Source organism: Streptomyces sp. CA-249302 (genome assembly GCF_050936785.1).
In the GTDB taxonomy this organism is placed as follows: domain Bacteria; phylum Actinomycetota; class Actinomycetes; order Streptomycetales; family Streptomycetaceae; genus Streptomyces.
Map to the genome: position 1 here is coordinate 8,374,909 of NZ_JBNJMG010000001.1, position 15,993 is coordinate 8,390,901.

Below are 15,993 nucleotides of genomic sequence, written 5' to 3' on the forward strand. Positions count from 1 at the left end.
CGTCGCGTCGTGGTCGGCAACTCGCCGCCAGGGGAGGAGAGTTGATGGTTGGTCGGAGATCCGCACGGCCCGCGGCGGCCGTCGCGGCGGTGGTGCTGCTCGCCCTGGCCGGATGCTCCCCGAGCGGCGGGATCGGCACGTCCCGGGCGGGGGATGCCGGCCCTTCGGGGACCGGCGCCCCCGCCTGGCCCGCCGCGGTGCCCGCGTCGGGCCTCGCCAAGGGCCTGGTCCTGCCGATGGAGGCCTACATGGAGCCGTACGCGGACACCGTGGTCATCGACCAGGCCGTCGACCGGCTCACCACGCAGTGCATGAAGCGGTACGGCTACGCCTACACCGCGCCGGCCCGCGGCATGACCCCGCCGCCCAGCAGCGACGACTCCAACATGCCGCGCCGCTACGGCATCACCGACCAGGACCTGGCCGCCAGGTTCGGCTACTTCCTCGGCGATCTCAACCAGACCCCGCCGCCGGCGCCGAAGCTCACCTCCGCGGAAACGGCCGTGCTCACCGGTCGGCTGGCCATCGCCCGGGGCGCGAGGAAGGCCCCGGCGCGGATCGGCGGCAAGAGCATCCCGCAGGACGGATGCCTCGGAGAGGCGACCCGGAGGATCGGGCCGCGCATCGACGAGAGCCTGCCCAGCAAACTCGACTACGAGAGCCTGCGCCGGTCGCAGAGCGACCCCCGCGTGCTGGCCGTCATCGGCGCCTGGTCGCGGTGCATGAAGGCGAAGGGCTACACCGTGGACAGCCCGCTGAATGCCGCGAACCTCACCCCGGACACCCACAACGGGCAGGCCGGCCAGGCGGACATCACCACGGCCCTGACCGACATCAAGTGCAAGCGGCAGACCGGCCTCGTCAGGACCTGGTTCACCGTGGAGTCCGCCATCCAGCGGCAGCAGATCGAACAGCACCAGCTGGCCCTGACCCAGGTCAAGGAGAGGATCACCGCCGAGGTCAAGGCGGCGACCGGCGTACTGGGTCGCTGAACGCAACACGACGACGGTGCCAACCCGCATCCGGCGAAAGGGACTTGAGACTCCATGGGATCGCGTACAGCCCGGCGTCGGCGCGCCGTCGTGGGCGTGGCCACCCTCGCCGGGCTGCTGTCGGTGGGCGGACTGGCGGGGTCGGGGCTGGTGCGGTCGCCCTCACAGGCGGCCGCGGACACCCGTCCGCCCGCGCCGAGCGTGATCACCGCGCCGGTGACACGACAGGTCCTGCGCTCCACCGTGGTGCTGCGTGGCACCTTCGCCGACGGCCGGACGGTTTCCGCCCAGCCGTCGTCGGTGGCCGAGACCGAGGCTCCGTCCAGGCCCGCGCAGTTGGTGGTGACGGGCGTGTTCACCCGTGCGGGCCGCTCCGTGCGGGCCGCCAGGGCGCTGGTGGAGTACTCGGGGCGACCGGTGTTCCCGCTGCCCGGCGCGGTTCCGGCGTACCGGGATCTCGTCTACGGCGAACAGGGCGGGGACGTGGAGCAGTTGCAGAAGGCGCTGGCCTCGCTCGGCCACGGCACCGGCGGCGACACCCGAGGCGTCTTCGGACCCGGTACCGAGCAGGCGGTGCGCGCCCTGTACCGGCAGCTCGGCTACCCCGTTCCCGTGAGCCGCGACGAGAGCACCGCCGCCGACCCGGACGGCAGGACCTCCACCGGGGCGGACGCCTCGGCCTCCCCGGGGGCCACGCCCCGGCAGGAGACCTCGTCGACCGTGCACGCCATGGTGCCCGCGTCAGAGGTGATCTTCGTGCCGGCGCTGCCCGCGCGGGTGGTGTCCGTTCCGGTGCAGGTCGGTGACCCGGTGAAGGGGCCGGTGATCACCCTCGCCCGCGGTGGCCTGACGCTCACCGGTCAACTGGACCCGGCCCAGGCGGGCCTCGTCACCCCGGGGATGAAGGTCTCCGTGCTCTCGGAGGCCACCGGCGCGCAGGCGCGGGCCACCGTGGAGTCGATCGGCGCCCTCGTCACCCCGGGCGACGGCAAGGAAGGCTCGTCGGACTCCGGCACCGCGACGGCCGCGACCGCGGGCGGCGGAGCCTACCGGCCGCTGGTCGTGAAGCCGGACAAGGCGTGGAGCACGGCCTTCGCCGGCCAGGACGTGCGGATCACGGTGACCGCCGCGTCGACCGCGAAGGCGGTACTGGCGGTGCCCGAAGCGGCGGTCACGGCCGGCGCCGACACCCACACCTCGGTCACCGTGGTCACAGCCGTCGGCGGCCGGCGCACCGTGCGGGTGACGACAGGGGCGTCCGCGGACGGCATGGTGCAGGTCACCCCAGCCGGTGGCGCCGACCTGGAAGCCGGCGACCGGGTCGTGGTCGGGAAATGACCACGGCCCGCGCGGAAACGCCCGCAACCCCCGAGGAAACGGCCATCCCCCCTCAGGAACCTTCCGTGGTGCTGCGGCTTGCGGGCTGCTCGAAGACCTACCCAGGCTCTCCTCCCGTGCAGGCGCTGCACCCGGCCGACCTCACCGTGCCGGCCGGCGACTACCTCACCGTGGTCGGGCCGTCCGGCTCGGGGAAGTCCACGCTGCTGAATCTCCTCGGGCTGCTGGACCGGCCCACCTCGGGCACCCTCACCCTCGCCGGGGTGGACGTGGCGCGACTGTCCGAGCGCGAGCGCACGGCGCTGCGCGGGCGCCGTATCGGCTTCGTCTTCCAGGAGTTCCACCTGCTGCCCTACCGCACCGCGCTGGAGAACGTGGCACTCGCGCAGCTCTACGTCACCGACCGCGCCGCCGGCCGGGTCCGTGCCGCGACGGACGCCCTGGAACGCGTCGGCCTGGGCCACCGCCTGGATGCGCAGCCCACCACTCTGTCCGGCGGCGAGCGGCAGCGGGTCGCCATCGCCCGCGCCCTGGTCAACGAGCCGGACCTGCTGCTGTGCGACGAGCCGACCGGCAACCTCGACTCGGCGACCGCCGCCACCGTGATGGACCTGCTCGGGGACCTCAACGCGGCGGGCGTCACCGTCATCGTGATCACTCACGATCCGGTGGTGGCCGCCCGCGCCCACCGCCGGATCACCATCCTCGACGGCCGCCTGCTGGCCCCCGACGAAGACGGCGCGAGGCCCCTCGCGACCGGGCGGACCGGTACCGCGTGAGCGCCCTCCTGCCGGGCCGCACCCGCGCCCGCACCGAGGGACCGGTTCCCCCGACCCGGCTGCACGCGCGTGACCTGCTCACCGAGGCGCTCACCGGGCTGCTCCAGCGCCCCGGCCGGTCGGTGCTGACCATGCTGGGCACCGTCCTCGGCGTGTGGGCCTTCGTCGCGGTGCTCGGTCTGACGTCCACCGCGACCGGGCAGATCGGCAAGTCCTTCAGCCTGCTGGAGGAGACCACCGTCACCGTGGACGACGCGGCCCCCGGCAGCGGGCAGGCCACCAGCTTCCCCGCCGACGCCGACGCCCGCCTCCGTGAACTCAACGGCGTGGTGGCCGGCGGACCGTGGTGGCCGGTCCCGGTGCGCGACCCGCTCATCTCGGCGCGGCCGGACGTCACGACCGTGGGCACGCGGGGCGCCGACATCGGCGTGTACGCGGCCTCTCCGGGTGCCCTGCACGCCATGCAGCCCACCCTCGCCACCGGCACGCTCTACAACGCCTTCCACCAGACCCGGGGAGAGCGGGTGTGCCTGCTGGGCCTGTCCGCGGCCCGGCTACTGGGCATCAGCCGACTCGACGGCAGCCCGGCGGTCTTCGTCGACGGCGTCTCCTACAGCGTGGTGGGCATCGTCGCGGACACCGAACGTCTGCCGCAGACCCTGCTGGGCATGGTCATCCCCACCACCACGGCCCTGCACGAGTACGGCGCCCCCGTCGACTCGCCGGCTCAGGCACTGATCAGAACCCGCCCCGGCGCGGCCCAGCTGGTCGCCCGCCAGGCACCACTCGCCCTGCGCCCCGACCGGCCGGACCTTCTCAAGGCGACCCCGCCACCCGACCCGCACGGCCTGCGGGACCAGGTCGACACCGACCTGTCCGGGCTCTTCCTGGGGCTGGCCGTCATCTGCCTGGTGGTCGGAGCCTTCGGTATCGCCAACACGACTCTCGTCGCGGTGCTGGAGCGGACGGCCGAGATCGGGGTACGACGCGCCCTGGGCGCGCGGCCCCGCCACATCACGGCCCAGTTCCTCACCGAGTCCACGGCCCTGGGCACCCTCGGCGGCCTGATCGGTACCTCCCTGGGCGTCGCCACGGTGCTGTGCACGGCGCTGGTCCGCGACTGGACGGCCGTACTCCAGCCGGCGGCCGTGCTCCCGGCCCCACTCGTCGGTACCCTCACCGGCCTGCTCGCGGGCCTGTACCCCGCACTGCGGGCGGCCCGGATCGAGCCCCTCGCGGCACTGCGCCGCTGAGCGCGACTCAGTGCCGTCCGCGCAGTGCAGGGTGGTCGGCCACCACGGTGCAGGACCCGGGCGCGATCTCCGTGAACCCCGCGTCCCGCACCAACGGCAGCCCGCTCGTGGTCAGTTCGGCCCACCGTCCCGGCTCCGCGTCCCGGACGGCGAGCGGAAAGCCGGCGTCGTGCCAGACCGTCCGCTCCTCGTCCGACAGCTCCCACCAGGCGAGTTGAGCACCATGCCCTGCCTGTGCCATCGCCTTCCCGGCCGACATGTCGAGCTCGGGATTCGTCCACAGCACGGGCACGCCCGGATCCGCCTCCACCGGCGGCTCCGGATCGTCGAGATCCGTCCCGGACACCTGCAACCTGGCCAGCTCCTTGGGCCAGCCGTCGAGCGGAACGGGCGGAAACACCCGCACCTCGGCCGACTTCCCGACGACGGTGATCCCGGGCAGTGCCTCGGCCCGCCGCCACTCGGCCCCACGGGCCCGCCGTACGACCTTCCGAATCCGGGCGTCCTGCCAGTCCCGCATGACCTGAGCCCATTCCCCGTCCCCCACGGACCGCTCATCACTGAGCATGACGAGCACGGCTCGGGCGGCGGTCTCCAGAGCGTCCGTGCGGGCGGGCGGCGCCGCCTTCTCGATCCGTACCACGAGAGGCAGCACGAACTGGGGTGCTTCGTCACGGACGGTCGGCTCGGACCGGAAGGGACTGTCACTTGTCGGCGTAGGACTCACACCGGCCAACTTTAAGGGGCGCGTCACCCCGAGCACGCGGTGCGCTGTGCCTCCTGCCATTCGCAGACGGGGCAGAGCGTGATCCCTTTGTACGACTCCGGGTACTCGGTCGGCTTCCGGCACAGCACGCAGTCGGCGTACCTCGGCCCGTCCGCGTCGCCGACCGTGCGGTGGCCGTCGCTGTCGTCCTCGTCGCTCATGCCTTCAGCGTAAGCCGGTCACCGTCGCCCCCTCGCGTCGCCGATCAGCTCCGAGACCTTCACGAAGCGGTACCCCTGCTTCCGTAGCTCGGGCACGATCGTCCGTACCGCCCGCTCGGTCGCCGGGGCCGCGCTGCGGGTGCAGTGCATGACCACGACCGAACCCGGCCGCACCCCGTCCAGCACCTGCCGGGCCACCGCGTCGGCGTCCGTCGCGAACGCGTCCCCGCTCACCACGTCCCACTGCACGGCGGTGACGCCGGTCGGGGTGAGGGCCTTGAGCGCCTCGTGGTCGTAACAGCCGCCGGGGAAACGGAAGTACGGCATCGCGTCCGGCACTCCGGCCCTGCGGAAGGCGGCGTACGCCCGCTCGACGTCGGCCCGCATCCGGTCCGCGGAGACGGTGGGCAGGCCGTAGCAGTTGCCGGTGAAGGCGTAGTGACTGTAGGAGTGGTTGGCGATCTCGAAGAGGGGGTCACGGCCGATGGACCGGGCCTGTACCGGGTATTCGTCGGCCCACCGCCCCGTCATGAACACGGTCGCCGGCACCTTCAGCGCCCGCAGCTCCGCGATCAGCTCCGGATTGTCGAACCGCTCGCCCGCCGCCGCCCGGGCCCCCTGATCGGCGGTCATGTCGGCGTCGAAGGTCAACGCGACCACCTTGCCGAGCGTGCGCGGCCCGTTCTTGAAGACAGGGGTGAGACCGGCCGGACCCGGCGCGAGGGTGGGCGGGCGGGACGGGGCGACGGAGGTCGCGGTGGGCGCCGGGCGGGCGGCGTGGGGCGCGTCGGGGGCGCCGCAAGCGGTGAGCGCGGCGCCGAGTGCACAGGCGGCGGAGACACGTCGCACAAGAGTGATCACCATCAGAACATATGACGATCATATCCATATGCACCTCAACCTGGCTGAATCGTCACCCGACTGCCAGCGGTTCCGGAGTTCTCTCACCATTCCCAGGCGAAACCGACGGATGTTTCTTCGATGAAGGGCACGTAGTGCCGCACGGTGCCGTTCTGAGGGTGCATTGACTGCTTCTGGATGGCTTCCCCTCCCAGATGGTCGTCCCACACGCACCACCACACGGTGCGCGGAGTCCCGCCAACCGGAAAGTTGACCGCCAGGTCGACGTGCTCCGTGCGCGCGTAGGCCGCCCGTCTGACTTCGGTGGGGCGCCAGTCCGGCGTGGTTTCGAAACGCGTCCGGTATTCCAGGGCGGTGGTCTGGGATTTCTGAAGGGGAGGCGCGAGAATGATCTCTCGCCCGATCATGCCCCCACCGTAGACATGGCGCAGGCCCGGTTTCCCTCCGTGTAGTACTTCGACGTCGGAAGCTTGCGGTTCGTGGTTGAAGATGTAGAGATCTACGCCGTCCTCGACCGCACGGATGGTGTGAAACGTGTTGCGCAGCCTCAACGATCCTGTCGCGTCCACGAAATAGCGCTCGACGAGGCTCACGGTACGATGGCGCTGACGCCTGATCATCTCCCGGCGTCTGCGCAGTGTGTGAGCGATTCCGGGAGAGCAGCCCAGTTCGGCCGAGTATGTGGCCCATAAGTGGTCCGCATCGCTCTGGGTCATGGCAAAGGCCTCCATGATCCACTTGAGTGTTTCCGTGGACACCGAAGTCCCACCGAGGGCCCGCGACACTCTGTCCTTGAGCATTCGCTGGAGCGTCGTCTCGCTTTCACTCCGTTCCCCAGAGTCCCAGAGATGCAAGGTGATCACCTTCGCCACCGCTGATTGACTCAGGCTTCCCCGTACACGCTTCGTCTCACTGAGCCACTTGCGCCGATAGCGTGGGGTCGTCATGAGGAGCTGCCGGAGGAGCTCCCCTGTGACCCGAAACCGTTGCTCCGTCGAAGCCGTCACTGATGACCTCCCAGCCTGCCCTCGAGCAGTAGTCCCCGCGTAGCCCCAGCCCTGAACAACGGTTTCGAGTATGTGGCTTCCCAGCAGCGGATTCCGCCTGTCGCACGCTATTCGCACGCTCTGCGCGACATAAGCGCGACGCCTCTGTCATGAAGTTGTACTCGTGACGTCGAGCCGTCAACGAAGGCCGGCGCGTGGCGAGTGCATCGGAGGAGGCAAGTCGTGGATGACAATGCCGGCTCGGGAGCTGATCAAGTGCCGGACCCAGTGACCGTTGGAGAGGAGGGCGGCCCCACTGCTGTCCAGGAGAGCGACAGCGGGGCCGCCGCGCGCGCGGACCTTCCTGCCATGCAGGCGGCCCTCACCGCTCTGGAGCCGCTCGATGACAGGGGACGCGCACGTGTGCTTGCGTGGTTGTCGGACGCCCTGGATGTGGCGGCGGTGCCACGCGGCGCGCTGCGAGCCGAGCCCGTTCGCGCGGCCATGCCCATCAGCACGGGGGTGACCGCTGTGATCGCAGCCGACGAGGAGGTGCCGAGCCCCCGCGAGTTCGTCAGCCGGAAGCGCCCGGCCTCCAACGTGGAACGCGTGGCGTGTCTGGCGTACTACCTGGACCACTATCGCAGTACGCCGCACTTCAAGACGCCGGACATCGTTGACCTGAACACGGAGTCCGCAGGTCCCAAGCTCGGTAACCCTTCGCGTGACGTGGACAACGCGGACAGGGGGAGCGGATTTCTCGTCACCGCGGGGAAAGGAACGAAGCAGCTCTCGGTGCGAGGCGAAGCGTTGGTCGATGCCCTGCCTGACAGAGAGGCCGCGAAGGCTGCCCTCAGCGAGCATCCGTACCGACCGCGCAAGCGAGAGATCGGCAACAAGAAGTCACAGGCGAACGGCGGCGCGAGCGGTGACTGATTCCGTGAGGGACGTGCTCAAGGCCGCCTACGACGACAAACTCGTCGATGAGCTCGTTGCCGCCTACGAAGAAGCGAAAAGGAACTACTACCTGGGCGGCCATCGGCTCAGTGCCGTCGAGGGTGGACGCTTCTGCGAGGCGGCCTACCGAATCCTCGAAGACGTGGCAAAGGGCAAGCACACGCCCCTGGGGGGAAAACTCCAGACGATGGAGATCGCCGACTACCTGGCTTCGCGGGCGACGAACGGACTCTCCCGGTCCGTTCGTCACTTCATTCCACGAGCGTTGCGGATCGTCTACGACATCCGGAACAACAGGGATGCGGCCCATCTCGCTGACGGAATTGACCCCAATCTTCAGGACGCGACGCTCGTCGTGCACGTCCTGGACTGGGTGATGGCAGAGTTCATCCGAATGAGCGGGGGAACATCACCGGAGCAGGCCCGAGTCATGGTCGAAGGACTCGTCTCCCGCAAGATCCCGGTGGTGCAGGACTTCGGACTGTTTCCCAAACTGCTGCTGCCCGGCACCCGGGCGGGAGATCACGTTCTGATGCTGCTCTACCACAAGGGTCCGCGCGAGGTCTCCTACACGGATCTGTACCAATGGGTCCCCGCCGCCATGCGGAAGCACTTGCGTAGAACGCTGCGAACCCTGGAGGAAAAGGCGCTCGTCCATCAGGAGAGCGAAACGGTTCACATCACCTATGCAGGAGAGAACACGATCGAAACCCGAAGGCTGCTGGAGATGCCGATCGCTGACTGAGTGACCGAGTCGGGGAGAGCCGGGACCGTCTCACCGACGCGCCTCAGCTCTCCGCCAGCAGCCGCTTGCGGCATGCCTCCACGTCGAAGTCCGGTTTCGGGTACTACGGGTCCAGGGCCTCAAGGTGCTCCAGGAGGAGTCGGCCCACCGTCCAGTTGCGGTACCACTTGCGGTCTGCCGGGATCAAGTATCAGGGGGCTTGCCGCTGGTGTCCATGCCCTGGAGGATCAGCAGGATCCGGCGCGGGTCGCCCGTGGTGCTCGACGCCTACAGGCGTTCCTGAAGGTCGGCGAGGTGCTCGCTCATGGCGGCCACGGCGGCCAGGTCGCCGCCCGCCTCGCCGCCGGGTACCCGCAGCAGTTTCCGCAGACGGGTCCAGTCTCGCCCTGCCACGGGCCGCTCCTTCCGCGTGTGTTCCTCGATCTTGCGCCGGGGGGCCGCTCGTCCGGTCGTGGGGATCAGCGGCCGTAGCGGCCCGTCAGGGTGCCCGTGGCCAGGGTGTGGCCGGTCAACGCCCGCTTGACGTCGTCGGGTGAGGCGGTGGAGGGCAGGTCGAGGGTGCGGTCGGCGGCGTAGACCGAGAAGACGTAGTGGTGGGGCTTGTCGCCCTTGGGTGGGCAGGGGCCGCCGTAGCCGGTCTTCTTGAAGCCGTTACGGCCCTGGACCGCGCCCTGTGGCGGCTGTCCGGCCGGCCATCGTGTCCCGTGCGGGTCGGCGTTCCAGAGCAGCCAGTGGGTGAAGGTGCCGTGCGGGGCGTCGGGGTCCTGGACCAGGACGGCCAGGGTGGTCGTGGTGGAGGGGGCGCCGGAGACGGTCAGCGGAGGGGAGACGTTCTCGCCGTCGCAGGTGTAGCGGCGCGGGATGGTGCCGCCGTCGGTGAAGGCGGGGCTGGAAACCGTGAGCCGCTGTGCGGCGCTGGGCGCCGGGGCGGACGTACCGCCTCCGTCGTCACCGCAACCCGAGGCGAGCCCCAGGGCCGCCGCGGCGGCCAGGATCACGAGCCTGCGGTCCATGGGCGGAATGCTAGTGGTCCTGCGGGTGCTCCTGGGCCTTCTCCAGGAAGCGGAGCAGTTCCACCGGGAAGGGGAGCACGAGCGTCGAGTTCTTCTCGGCGGCGACCGCGACGATGGTCTGGAGCAGCCGGAGTTGGAGCGCTGCCGGGGTGTTCTCCATCTGCTGGGCCGCCTCCGCCAGCTTCTTGGAGGCCTGGTACTCGGCGTCCGCGTTGATGATGCGGGCCCGGCGCTCGCGGTCGGCCTCGGCCTGGCGGGCCATGGAGCGCTTCATCGTGTCCGGCAGCGACACGTCCTTGATCTCCACCCGGTCGACCTGGACGCCCCAGCCGACGGCCGGGCTGTCGATCATCAGCTCCAGGCCCTCGTTGAGCTTCTCGCGGTTGGAGAGCAGGTCGTCCAGCTCGCTCTTGCCGATGATCGACCTGAGCGAGGTCTGCGCCATCTGCGAGACCGCGAACTTGTAGTCCTCGACCTTGATGAGCGCGCTCGCCGCGTCGATCACCCGGAAGTACACGACCGCGTCCACCCGCACCGTCACGTTGTCCCGGGTGATGCCCTCCTGGGCCGGCACCGGCATCGTGACGATCTGCATGTTCACTTTGCTGAGCCGGTCCACGAGCGGGACGATCACCGTGAAGCCCGGCTCGCGGACGGTGCCGGTGAGCCGCCCGAGCCGGAACACCACCCCGCGCTCGTACTGCTTGACGACCCGCGCCGCCGAGGCGAGGTAGACCAGCCCCGCGGCGCCGACCGCCGCGAGCACCCCCAGCAGTTCAGGGAACATGACGACCCCCTCGTTCAGAGGCCCTTTTGTCTGATCCTGTAACGATATGCCTGGTGGCCGGTTCTGGGCCATGAGGACCCGGGACCGGCCACCAGGTCGTTCGGTGACGGGTTACGGCGTGGTCACCCGCACCGGCTCCGTGCCCACCGCGCTGTGCCGCTCCGCCCAGTTCTCCAGGGCGGTCCGGCAGGCGTGGTCCAGGTGGTGCAGGCCGGAGAGGTCCAGCTCCACCGGGCGGTCCTGGGGCAGCGCCTCCAGGCTGTCGAGGATCTTCGGCAGCCGCAGGAAGGTCGCGTTGCCCGACAGGTACGCCTGGACCGGACCCGCGCCCTTGTCGATGACCTCCAGCTTGAGGTGCGAGGCCTCCCAGGCCGTCTTGGCGACCGCGAGGGCCAGACCGATGAGTACGCCCTCGAACATGCTGACCGCGACGATGGACACGGCCGTGACGACGAGGATCAGCGCCTCGCCACGGTGCTCGCGCCACAGCGACACGATCTCGCGGACGGGGATCAGCTTGGCGCCGGAGTAGACGAGGATGCCCGCGAGCGCCGGGATCGGGATGTAGGCGAGGACGCCCGGCAGCAGCGCCGCGAAGAGCAGCAGCCACACGCCGTGCATGACCCGGGACGCCTTCGTCCGCGCGCCCGCCTGCACGTTCGCCGCGCTGCGCACGATCACCGCGGTCATCGGCAGCGCGCCCAGCACACCGCAGAGCGCGTTGCCCGCGCCCTGCGCGATCAGTTCCCTGTCGTACTCGGTGCGCGGACCGTCGTGCAGCCGGTCCACGGCCGCCGCGCTGAACAGCGACTCGGCGGACGCGATCAGCGTGAACGCGACGATCGTGCCGAGCAGTCCGACGCTCGCGAGCTCCGCGAAGGCGCTCAGCGGGGGCGGCTGGATCGAACCCAGCAGCCCGTGCACCTCGACGGTGGCGACGGGGAGGGAGAACAGCAGCGCGGCGAGCGTCGCCAGGGCCACGGCAGCGAGCGGTCCGGGGACCGTGCGCACCTGCTTCGGCATCCGCTTCCACAGCACGAGTACGGCGATGGTGGCGACGCCCAGCGCCACCGAGGCCAGCGCGTCGGTCCGCCCGAGCGCGTCGACGAGCGCGCCGGGCAGCCGGGCTATCTTGTCCAGGCCCGAGGCCGGGGCCTTGGTGTCGGCCATCGCGTAGAGCTGTCCGGCGATCAGCACGAGACCGATGCCGGCCAGCATGCCCTCGACGACCGAGACCGAGATGGCCCGGAACCAGCGCCCCAGCCTCAGGACGCCCATGAGGACCTGGAGCGCACCGGCGGCGAGCACGATCACGCCGAGGGCCGGCAGCCCGAACTCCCTTACGGCCTCGAAGACCAGCACGGTCAGACCGGCCGCCGGCCCGGAGACCTGGAGGCTGCTGCCGCGCATCAGCCCGGTGACGATGCCGCCCACGATCCCGGTGACCAGGCCCAGTTCGGCCGGGACACCGGAGGCGACGGCCACGCCCACGCACAGCGGGAGCGCGACCAGGAAGACGACCAGGGAAGCGGCGAAGTCCTGCCGCAGGTGAGGGTATTTGGTCATCATGTCCGCGCTCACAGGGCCTTGAAGCCGTCGGTGTCCGGGTCGTGCGCCAGCACGGCGCCCGTGTGGACCTCGTAGAACCAGGCGTGCAGGGACAGTTGACGGTCCTTCAGCTTCTTCTCGATGTACGGGTACGAGCGCAGCCTGAGCAGCTGCGTCAGGACGTGGCTCTGCACGCCCTCGGCCACGGTCGGATCCTCGACCGTCCCGGCCGGGCGAGGGGTGGCGTTCGCGAGCCAGTCGCGCACGGCCGGTACGGCGGTCAGGTCGTCGCCGCGCACCAGGGCGCCGACGGCGCCGCAGTGCGAGTGTCCGCAGACCACGATGTCGCGGACGCCGAGCACCTCCACGGCGTACTCGATGGTGGCCGCCTCGCTGGTGGGGTGCTCGGAGGCGTACGGCGGGACGATGTTGCCCGCGGTGCGCAGCTCGAAGAGCTCGCCCGGGCGGGCGCCGGTGATCAGGGCCGGTACGACCCTGGAGTCGGAGCAGGTGATGAACAGCACCTGCGGGGACTGGCCTTCGGCGAGTTTGGCGAACTCCTCAGGGCGTTGTCCGAACGTACGGGCGTTGTCGATGAGGGGCTGCATGACGTGGTGACTCCTCCTGGCGCGCCGTGGGGGCACGTCGGTGTGGGGGGCAGGACAGGGTGGGGGAACTGCTCTGTTCTGCTCGGCTCTCTCAGCAGCGGAAGATCTGAAGTGCCGCCGGAGAGTGCGATGTCGAGGATCTCGACAGATGAAGGGCGCGGAGCGCGACCGGTTCGTGGACGGACGCCGGGTCCTGCGCCAGCAGTTGGCGCTCGGGCTCCTCGGACGTGAAACCGGTGGGTGCGTGCCGGTCGCGGGAGCGCAGGGGACCGGTCGGGTCCCCGGAGTGGCCGCAGTCGCCGAACGTCGTCGACTCGTCACGCAGCGCCTTGCCGGACAGCTTGGTTCCGGGCAGGTCTTTGGCCACTGCGTGACGGGTCGTGTGCGCGGCTGCGAAGGACGCGGTCGGCGCGAAGAACTGGAGGGCGAGCAGGACGGCGGCCAGCAGGGCGACGGCGGTCCGGGTCGTCGTACCTCGGAACATGCGCCCCCCTTCGTGCCGTCAACGCCTCTCGTACCCACCAAGTGATGGTCAATCACTGGTCAAGAAACACGTTAACCCTGCAAAGTTGTTTGCAGGGTTAACTTAACGTTTCGGGCTGAAGAGAGCCTGAAATGCGCTGGTGGGTTGGCGTGATCTAGTCGGTGCCGACGAGCTTCTCGCCGTCCCGCGCGAGCGCGGTGAGGCGCGATATCGCGCGGAAGTACTTCTTGCGGTAGCCGCCGTTCAGCATCTCCTCGCTGAAGAGCTTGTCGAAGGCCAACCCCGAGGCCAGGACCGGGACTTCACGGTCGTAGAGCCGGTCCGCAAGCACGACCAGGCGCAGGGCGGTCGCCTGGTCGGGCACCGGCTGCACGTCGGTGAGGCAGACCGCCCTGAGGCCGTCCGTCAGGGCGCCGTAGCGGCTGGGATGCACCTTGGCGAGGTGGTCGAGGAGTTGCGGGAAGCCGTCGAGCGAGGCGCCCTCGGTGGCGTACGCCGCCTTCGTCACCTGCTCGTCGCGGTACGGCGCCGGTGCCGCCGGCAGGCCGCGGTGGCGGTAGTCCTCGCCGTCGATGCGCAGCGGGCGGAAGTGGGCGGACAGGCCCTGGATCTCGCGCAGGAAGTCGACGGCCGCGAAACGGCCCTCGCCGAGCTTGCCGGGCAGCGTGTTGGAGGTCGCGGCGAGGGCGACGCCCGCGTCGACCAGCCGGCCGAGCAGCGTCGAGACCAGCACGGTGTCGCCCGGGTCGTCCAGCTCGAACTCGTCGATGCAGAGCAGGCGGTGGCCGGAGAGCGTCTGCACGGTCTGCTGGAAGCCGAGGGCGCCGACGAGGTTGGTCAGCTCGACGAAGGTGCCGAAGGCCTTGAGCGCGGGCTCGGCCGGGGTGGCGTGCCACAGGGAGGCGAGCAGGTGGGTCTTGCCGACCCCGTACCCGCCGTCGAGGTAGACCCCGCGCGGCCCGGCCGGCGTCTTCGGCGCCCTGGCCCTCCCGAACCCGAAGAAGCCGCGCCCGCCGCCGCCGGCGGCGTGCGCCCCGCCGAGACCGCCCGCGAAGCCCTCCAGGACCCGTACGGCCTCGGTCTGGCTGGGCTGGTTCGGGTCCGGGATGTACGTGCTGAAGCGCACCGAGTCGAAGCGCGGCGGCGGCACCATCTCGGCGACCAGCCGGTCCGCGGGGACATGCGGGGCACGGGCGCACAGGGACAGCGGGGCCGCGTCGGCTATCGGGTGGATGCCGGGTGCGGAAGGGGAGGACGACACGGTTACCCATGCTAAGCGTCGTGGAACACTGCACGACATGCGACGCCTGTTCCCTGTGACCGACCAGACAGTGTCGACCGCCCCCGCCGCGGGCGGCGGTGACGAGGGGCGCGAGTGGAGTCTCGACGAGCTCGCCGCCGCCTACGCCTATCCCGGGCCCGCCGCGGGCGGGCGGCGGGTGCCCTGGCTGCGCGGGAACATGGTGTCCACGCTGGACGGGGCCGCCCAGCACGACGGGAAGTCGCAGCCCATCTCCACCGCCGCCGACATGCGGATCTTCGGCACCCTGCGGGCGCTGGCGGACGTCGTGGTCGTCGGTGCGGAAACGGTACGCCAGGAGGGTTACCGGCCGGCACGCGCGCGTGCGGAGTTCGCGGCGGCGCGGGAGGCGGCCGGGCAGGCCCAGGCGTCGGCGATCGCGGTGGTCACGGCGAGCCTGGACCTGGACTTCGCCCTCCCCCTGTTCACCTCGCCGCTGGTGCCCACGCTGGTCCTCACCGGCGCCGCGGCGGCTCCCGACCGGGTCGCCGTCGCCGAGAAGGCGGGCGCCCGCGTGGTGATCGCCGGGGACGGCATGGGGGTGGACCCCGCACGCGCCGTGCAGGCCCTCGGCGAGCTGGGGCACACCCGGTTGCTGACCGAGGGCGGGCCCCGGCTGCTCGGCCAGATGATCGCGGCCGGGGTTCTGGACGAGCTCTGTCTGACGCTGGCCCCGATGCTCACCGCCGGTGACGCGCAGCGCATCGCCGGGGGGCCGTCGGTTCCGGTTCCGCAACGGTTCGAACTCGTGTCGCTCCTGGAGGAGGAGGGCTTCCTCTTCAGTCGCTACCAGCGCACTTGAAATTCGTTCAGCGGTCCCGCCGGTCCCTGAGACGGCGGAACCTACCGTTCCGCTTAGCTTGCGGCGGGCACACTGAATCTCGCAGTCCCCGTGACATCACGGGGCAGGATGGTTTCCGCAGAAGGGGCGCCCGGTGTTCACAAGCGTATTGATGATCGAGAAGGCCCTGACGTCCGCAGACGTGGAGTTCGTCACCACCCTGCACGGTGACGAGGGGGTGTCGTTCCATGTGCTCCTCCAGCCCCGCGGCGATCAGGCGGACCGCCTGCTGCGGGCCATCGACGACGTCGCGCTCGGCGAGCTGGACGAGGCGGCGCGGGAGCGGGAGGTTCCCGAGGGGGAGGCGGCGAAGGACTTCGGGGAGCGGGCGCTGGAGGTGTCGTTGCAGGCGCTGCGTGCGGCGGGCAACGAGGCCGACGGAAGACTGATCGAGGATCACCCGCTGGACGCGCTGAAGGCGCTGGTGAACGAGATCGGCGCGGACGAGGTGATCGTCCTGACGGATCCCCACTATGTGGAGGAGTTCTTCCACCGGGACTGGGCCTCGCGCGCCCGGCACAAGGTGGGGGTGCCGGTGCTGAAGCTGTTCTCGCACAGCAAGGCGTGAGTGGGG

General features: G+C 70.5%; 19 protein-coding genes. 8 read left to right on the forward strand and 11 right to left on the reverse strand.

The annotated features are described in order from the left end of the window. Positions 1-44 precede the first annotated feature (44 nt). From ACQEWB_RS37880 to ACQEWB_RS37895, 4 genes are read left to right on the forward strand one after another with little or no spacing between them, the layout of a single operon-like run. Positions 45-992, forward strand: coding sequence for a hypothetical protein (locus tag ACQEWB_RS37880; RefSeq protein WP_432839278.1), 948 nt, complete (start codon positions 45-47; stop codon positions 990-992). Between the two features lie 54 nt (positions 993-1,046). After that, positions 1,047-2,330, forward strand: coding sequence for a peptidoglycan-binding protein (locus ACQEWB_RS37885; protein WP_432839280.1), 1,284 nt, complete (start codon positions 1,047-1,049; stop codon positions 2,328-2,330). After that, complete coding sequence (locus tag ACQEWB_RS37890; RefSeq protein ID WP_432839282.1) at positions 2,327-3,109, forward strand: ABC transporter ATP-binding protein; 783 nt, start codon at positions 2,327-2,329, stop codon at positions 3,107-3,109. The genes ACQEWB_RS37885 and ACQEWB_RS37890 overlap by 4 nt, the downstream gene beginning before the upstream one ends. Further along, positions 3,106-4,362, forward strand: a complete 1,257-nt coding sequence (locus tag ACQEWB_RS37895) for an ABC transporter permease (protein ID WP_432839284.1) — start codon at positions 3,106-3,108, stop codon at positions 4,360-4,362. Before ACQEWB_RS37890 ends, ACQEWB_RS37895 begins: the two co-directional genes overlap by 4 nt. A gap of 7 nt (positions 4,363-4,369) precedes the next feature. On the opposite strand, the gene ACQEWB_RS37900 is transcribed toward ACQEWB_RS37895, so the two are convergent. The 4 genes from ACQEWB_RS37900 to ACQEWB_RS37915 form a co-directional block, all read right to left on the reverse strand. Further along, complete coding sequence (locus ACQEWB_RS37900) at positions 4,370-5,116, reverse strand: aminoacyl-tRNA hydrolase (protein WP_432839286.1); 747 nt, start codon at positions 5,114-5,116, stop codon at positions 4,370-4,372. Further along, entirely contained in the window at positions 5,113-5,289 is a 177-nt protein-coding gene (locus ACQEWB_RS37905) for a hypothetical protein (protein WP_432839288.1), read from the reverse strand. Before ACQEWB_RS37905 ends, ACQEWB_RS37900 begins: the two co-directional genes overlap by 4 nt. A gap of 18 nt (positions 5,290-5,307) precedes the next feature. Beyond that, on the reverse strand, positions 5,308-6,150 hold the full coding sequence (locus tag ACQEWB_RS37910) for a polysaccharide deacetylase family protein (RefSeq protein ID WP_432844215.1): 843 nt from the start codon (positions 6,148-6,150) through the stop codon (positions 5,308-5,310). Between the two features lie 83 nt (positions 6,151-6,233). Next, positions 6,234-6,743: a hypothetical protein gene (locus ACQEWB_RS37915; RefSeq protein WP_432839290.1), complete on the reverse strand. Its 510-nt coding sequence runs from the start codon at positions 6,741-6,743 to the stop codon at positions 6,234-6,236. A 636-nt stretch (positions 6,744-7,379) separates the two neighbouring features. On the opposite strand from ACQEWB_RS37915, the gene ACQEWB_RS37920 reads away from it, so the two are divergent. Continuing rightward, complete coding sequence (locus tag ACQEWB_RS37920) at positions 7,380-8,072, forward strand: hypothetical protein (RefSeq protein ID WP_432839292.1); 693 nt, start codon at positions 7,380-7,382, stop codon at positions 8,070-8,072. A 13-nt stretch (positions 8,073-8,085) separates the two neighbouring features. Next, entirely contained in the window at positions 8,086-8,838 is a 753-nt protein-coding gene (locus ACQEWB_RS37925) for a hypothetical protein (RefSeq protein WP_432839294.1), read from the forward strand. A gap of 267 nt (positions 8,839-9,105) precedes the next feature. Here ACQEWB_RS37925 and ACQEWB_RS37930 read toward each other — a convergent pair whose 3' ends face one another. From ACQEWB_RS37930 to zapE, 7 genes are all read right to left on the reverse strand, one after another. Beyond that, positions 9,106-9,231, reverse strand: a complete 126-nt coding sequence (locus ACQEWB_RS37930) for a hypothetical protein (RefSeq protein WP_432839296.1) — start codon at positions 9,229-9,231, stop codon at positions 9,106-9,108. Between the two features lie 65 nt (positions 9,232-9,296). Next, on the reverse strand, positions 9,297-9,851 hold the full coding sequence (locus ACQEWB_RS37935) for a YbhB/YbcL family Raf kinase inhibitor-like protein (RefSeq protein WP_432839298.1): 555 nt from the start codon (positions 9,849-9,851) through the stop codon (positions 9,297-9,299). Positions 9,852-9,861: 10 nt separating this feature from the next. Further along, entirely contained in the window at positions 9,862-10,638 is a 777-nt protein-coding gene (locus tag ACQEWB_RS37940) for a slipin family protein (protein WP_432839300.1), read from the reverse strand. Positions 10,639-10,749: 111 nt separating this feature from the next. Next, entirely contained in the window at positions 10,750-12,207 is a 1,458-nt protein-coding gene (locus ACQEWB_RS37945; RefSeq protein WP_432839302.1) for a SulP family inorganic anion transporter, read from the reverse strand. Positions 12,208-12,215: 8 nt separating this feature from the next. Then, positions 12,216-12,794 carry a carbonic anhydrase gene (locus tag ACQEWB_RS37950; protein WP_432839304.1) on the reverse strand — a complete coding sequence of 193 codons (579 nt, stop codon included), beginning with the start codon at positions 12,792-12,794 and terminating at the stop codon, positions 12,216-12,218. 91 nt (positions 12,795-12,885) lie between these two features. Next, a complete protein-coding gene (locus ACQEWB_RS37955; protein WP_432839306.1) occupies positions 12,886-13,278 on the reverse strand; it encodes a hypothetical protein in 393 nt (130 codons plus the stop codon). A 154-nt stretch (positions 13,279-13,432) separates the two neighbouring features. Then, on the reverse strand, positions 13,433-14,539 hold the full coding sequence (zapE, locus tag ACQEWB_RS37960; protein WP_432839308.1) for a cell division protein ZapE: 1,107 nt from the start codon (positions 14,537-14,539) through the stop codon (positions 13,433-13,435). A gap of 37 nt (positions 14,540-14,576) precedes the next feature. Between zapE and ACQEWB_RS37965 the strand changes: the two genes are divergently transcribed. Together ACQEWB_RS37965 and ACQEWB_RS37970 are read left to right on the forward strand one after the other, a co-directional pair. Then, positions 14,577-15,380: a pyrimidine reductase family protein gene (locus ACQEWB_RS37965; protein WP_432839310.1), complete on the forward strand. Its 804-nt coding sequence runs from the start codon at positions 14,577-14,579 to the stop codon at positions 15,378-15,380. Between the two features lie 133 nt (positions 15,381-15,513). After that, positions 15,514-15,987, forward strand: coding sequence for an indole-3-glycerol phosphate synthase (locus tag ACQEWB_RS37970; protein WP_432839312.1), 474 nt, complete (start codon positions 15,514-15,516; stop codon positions 15,985-15,987). Positions 15,988-15,993 lie beyond the last annotated feature (6 nt).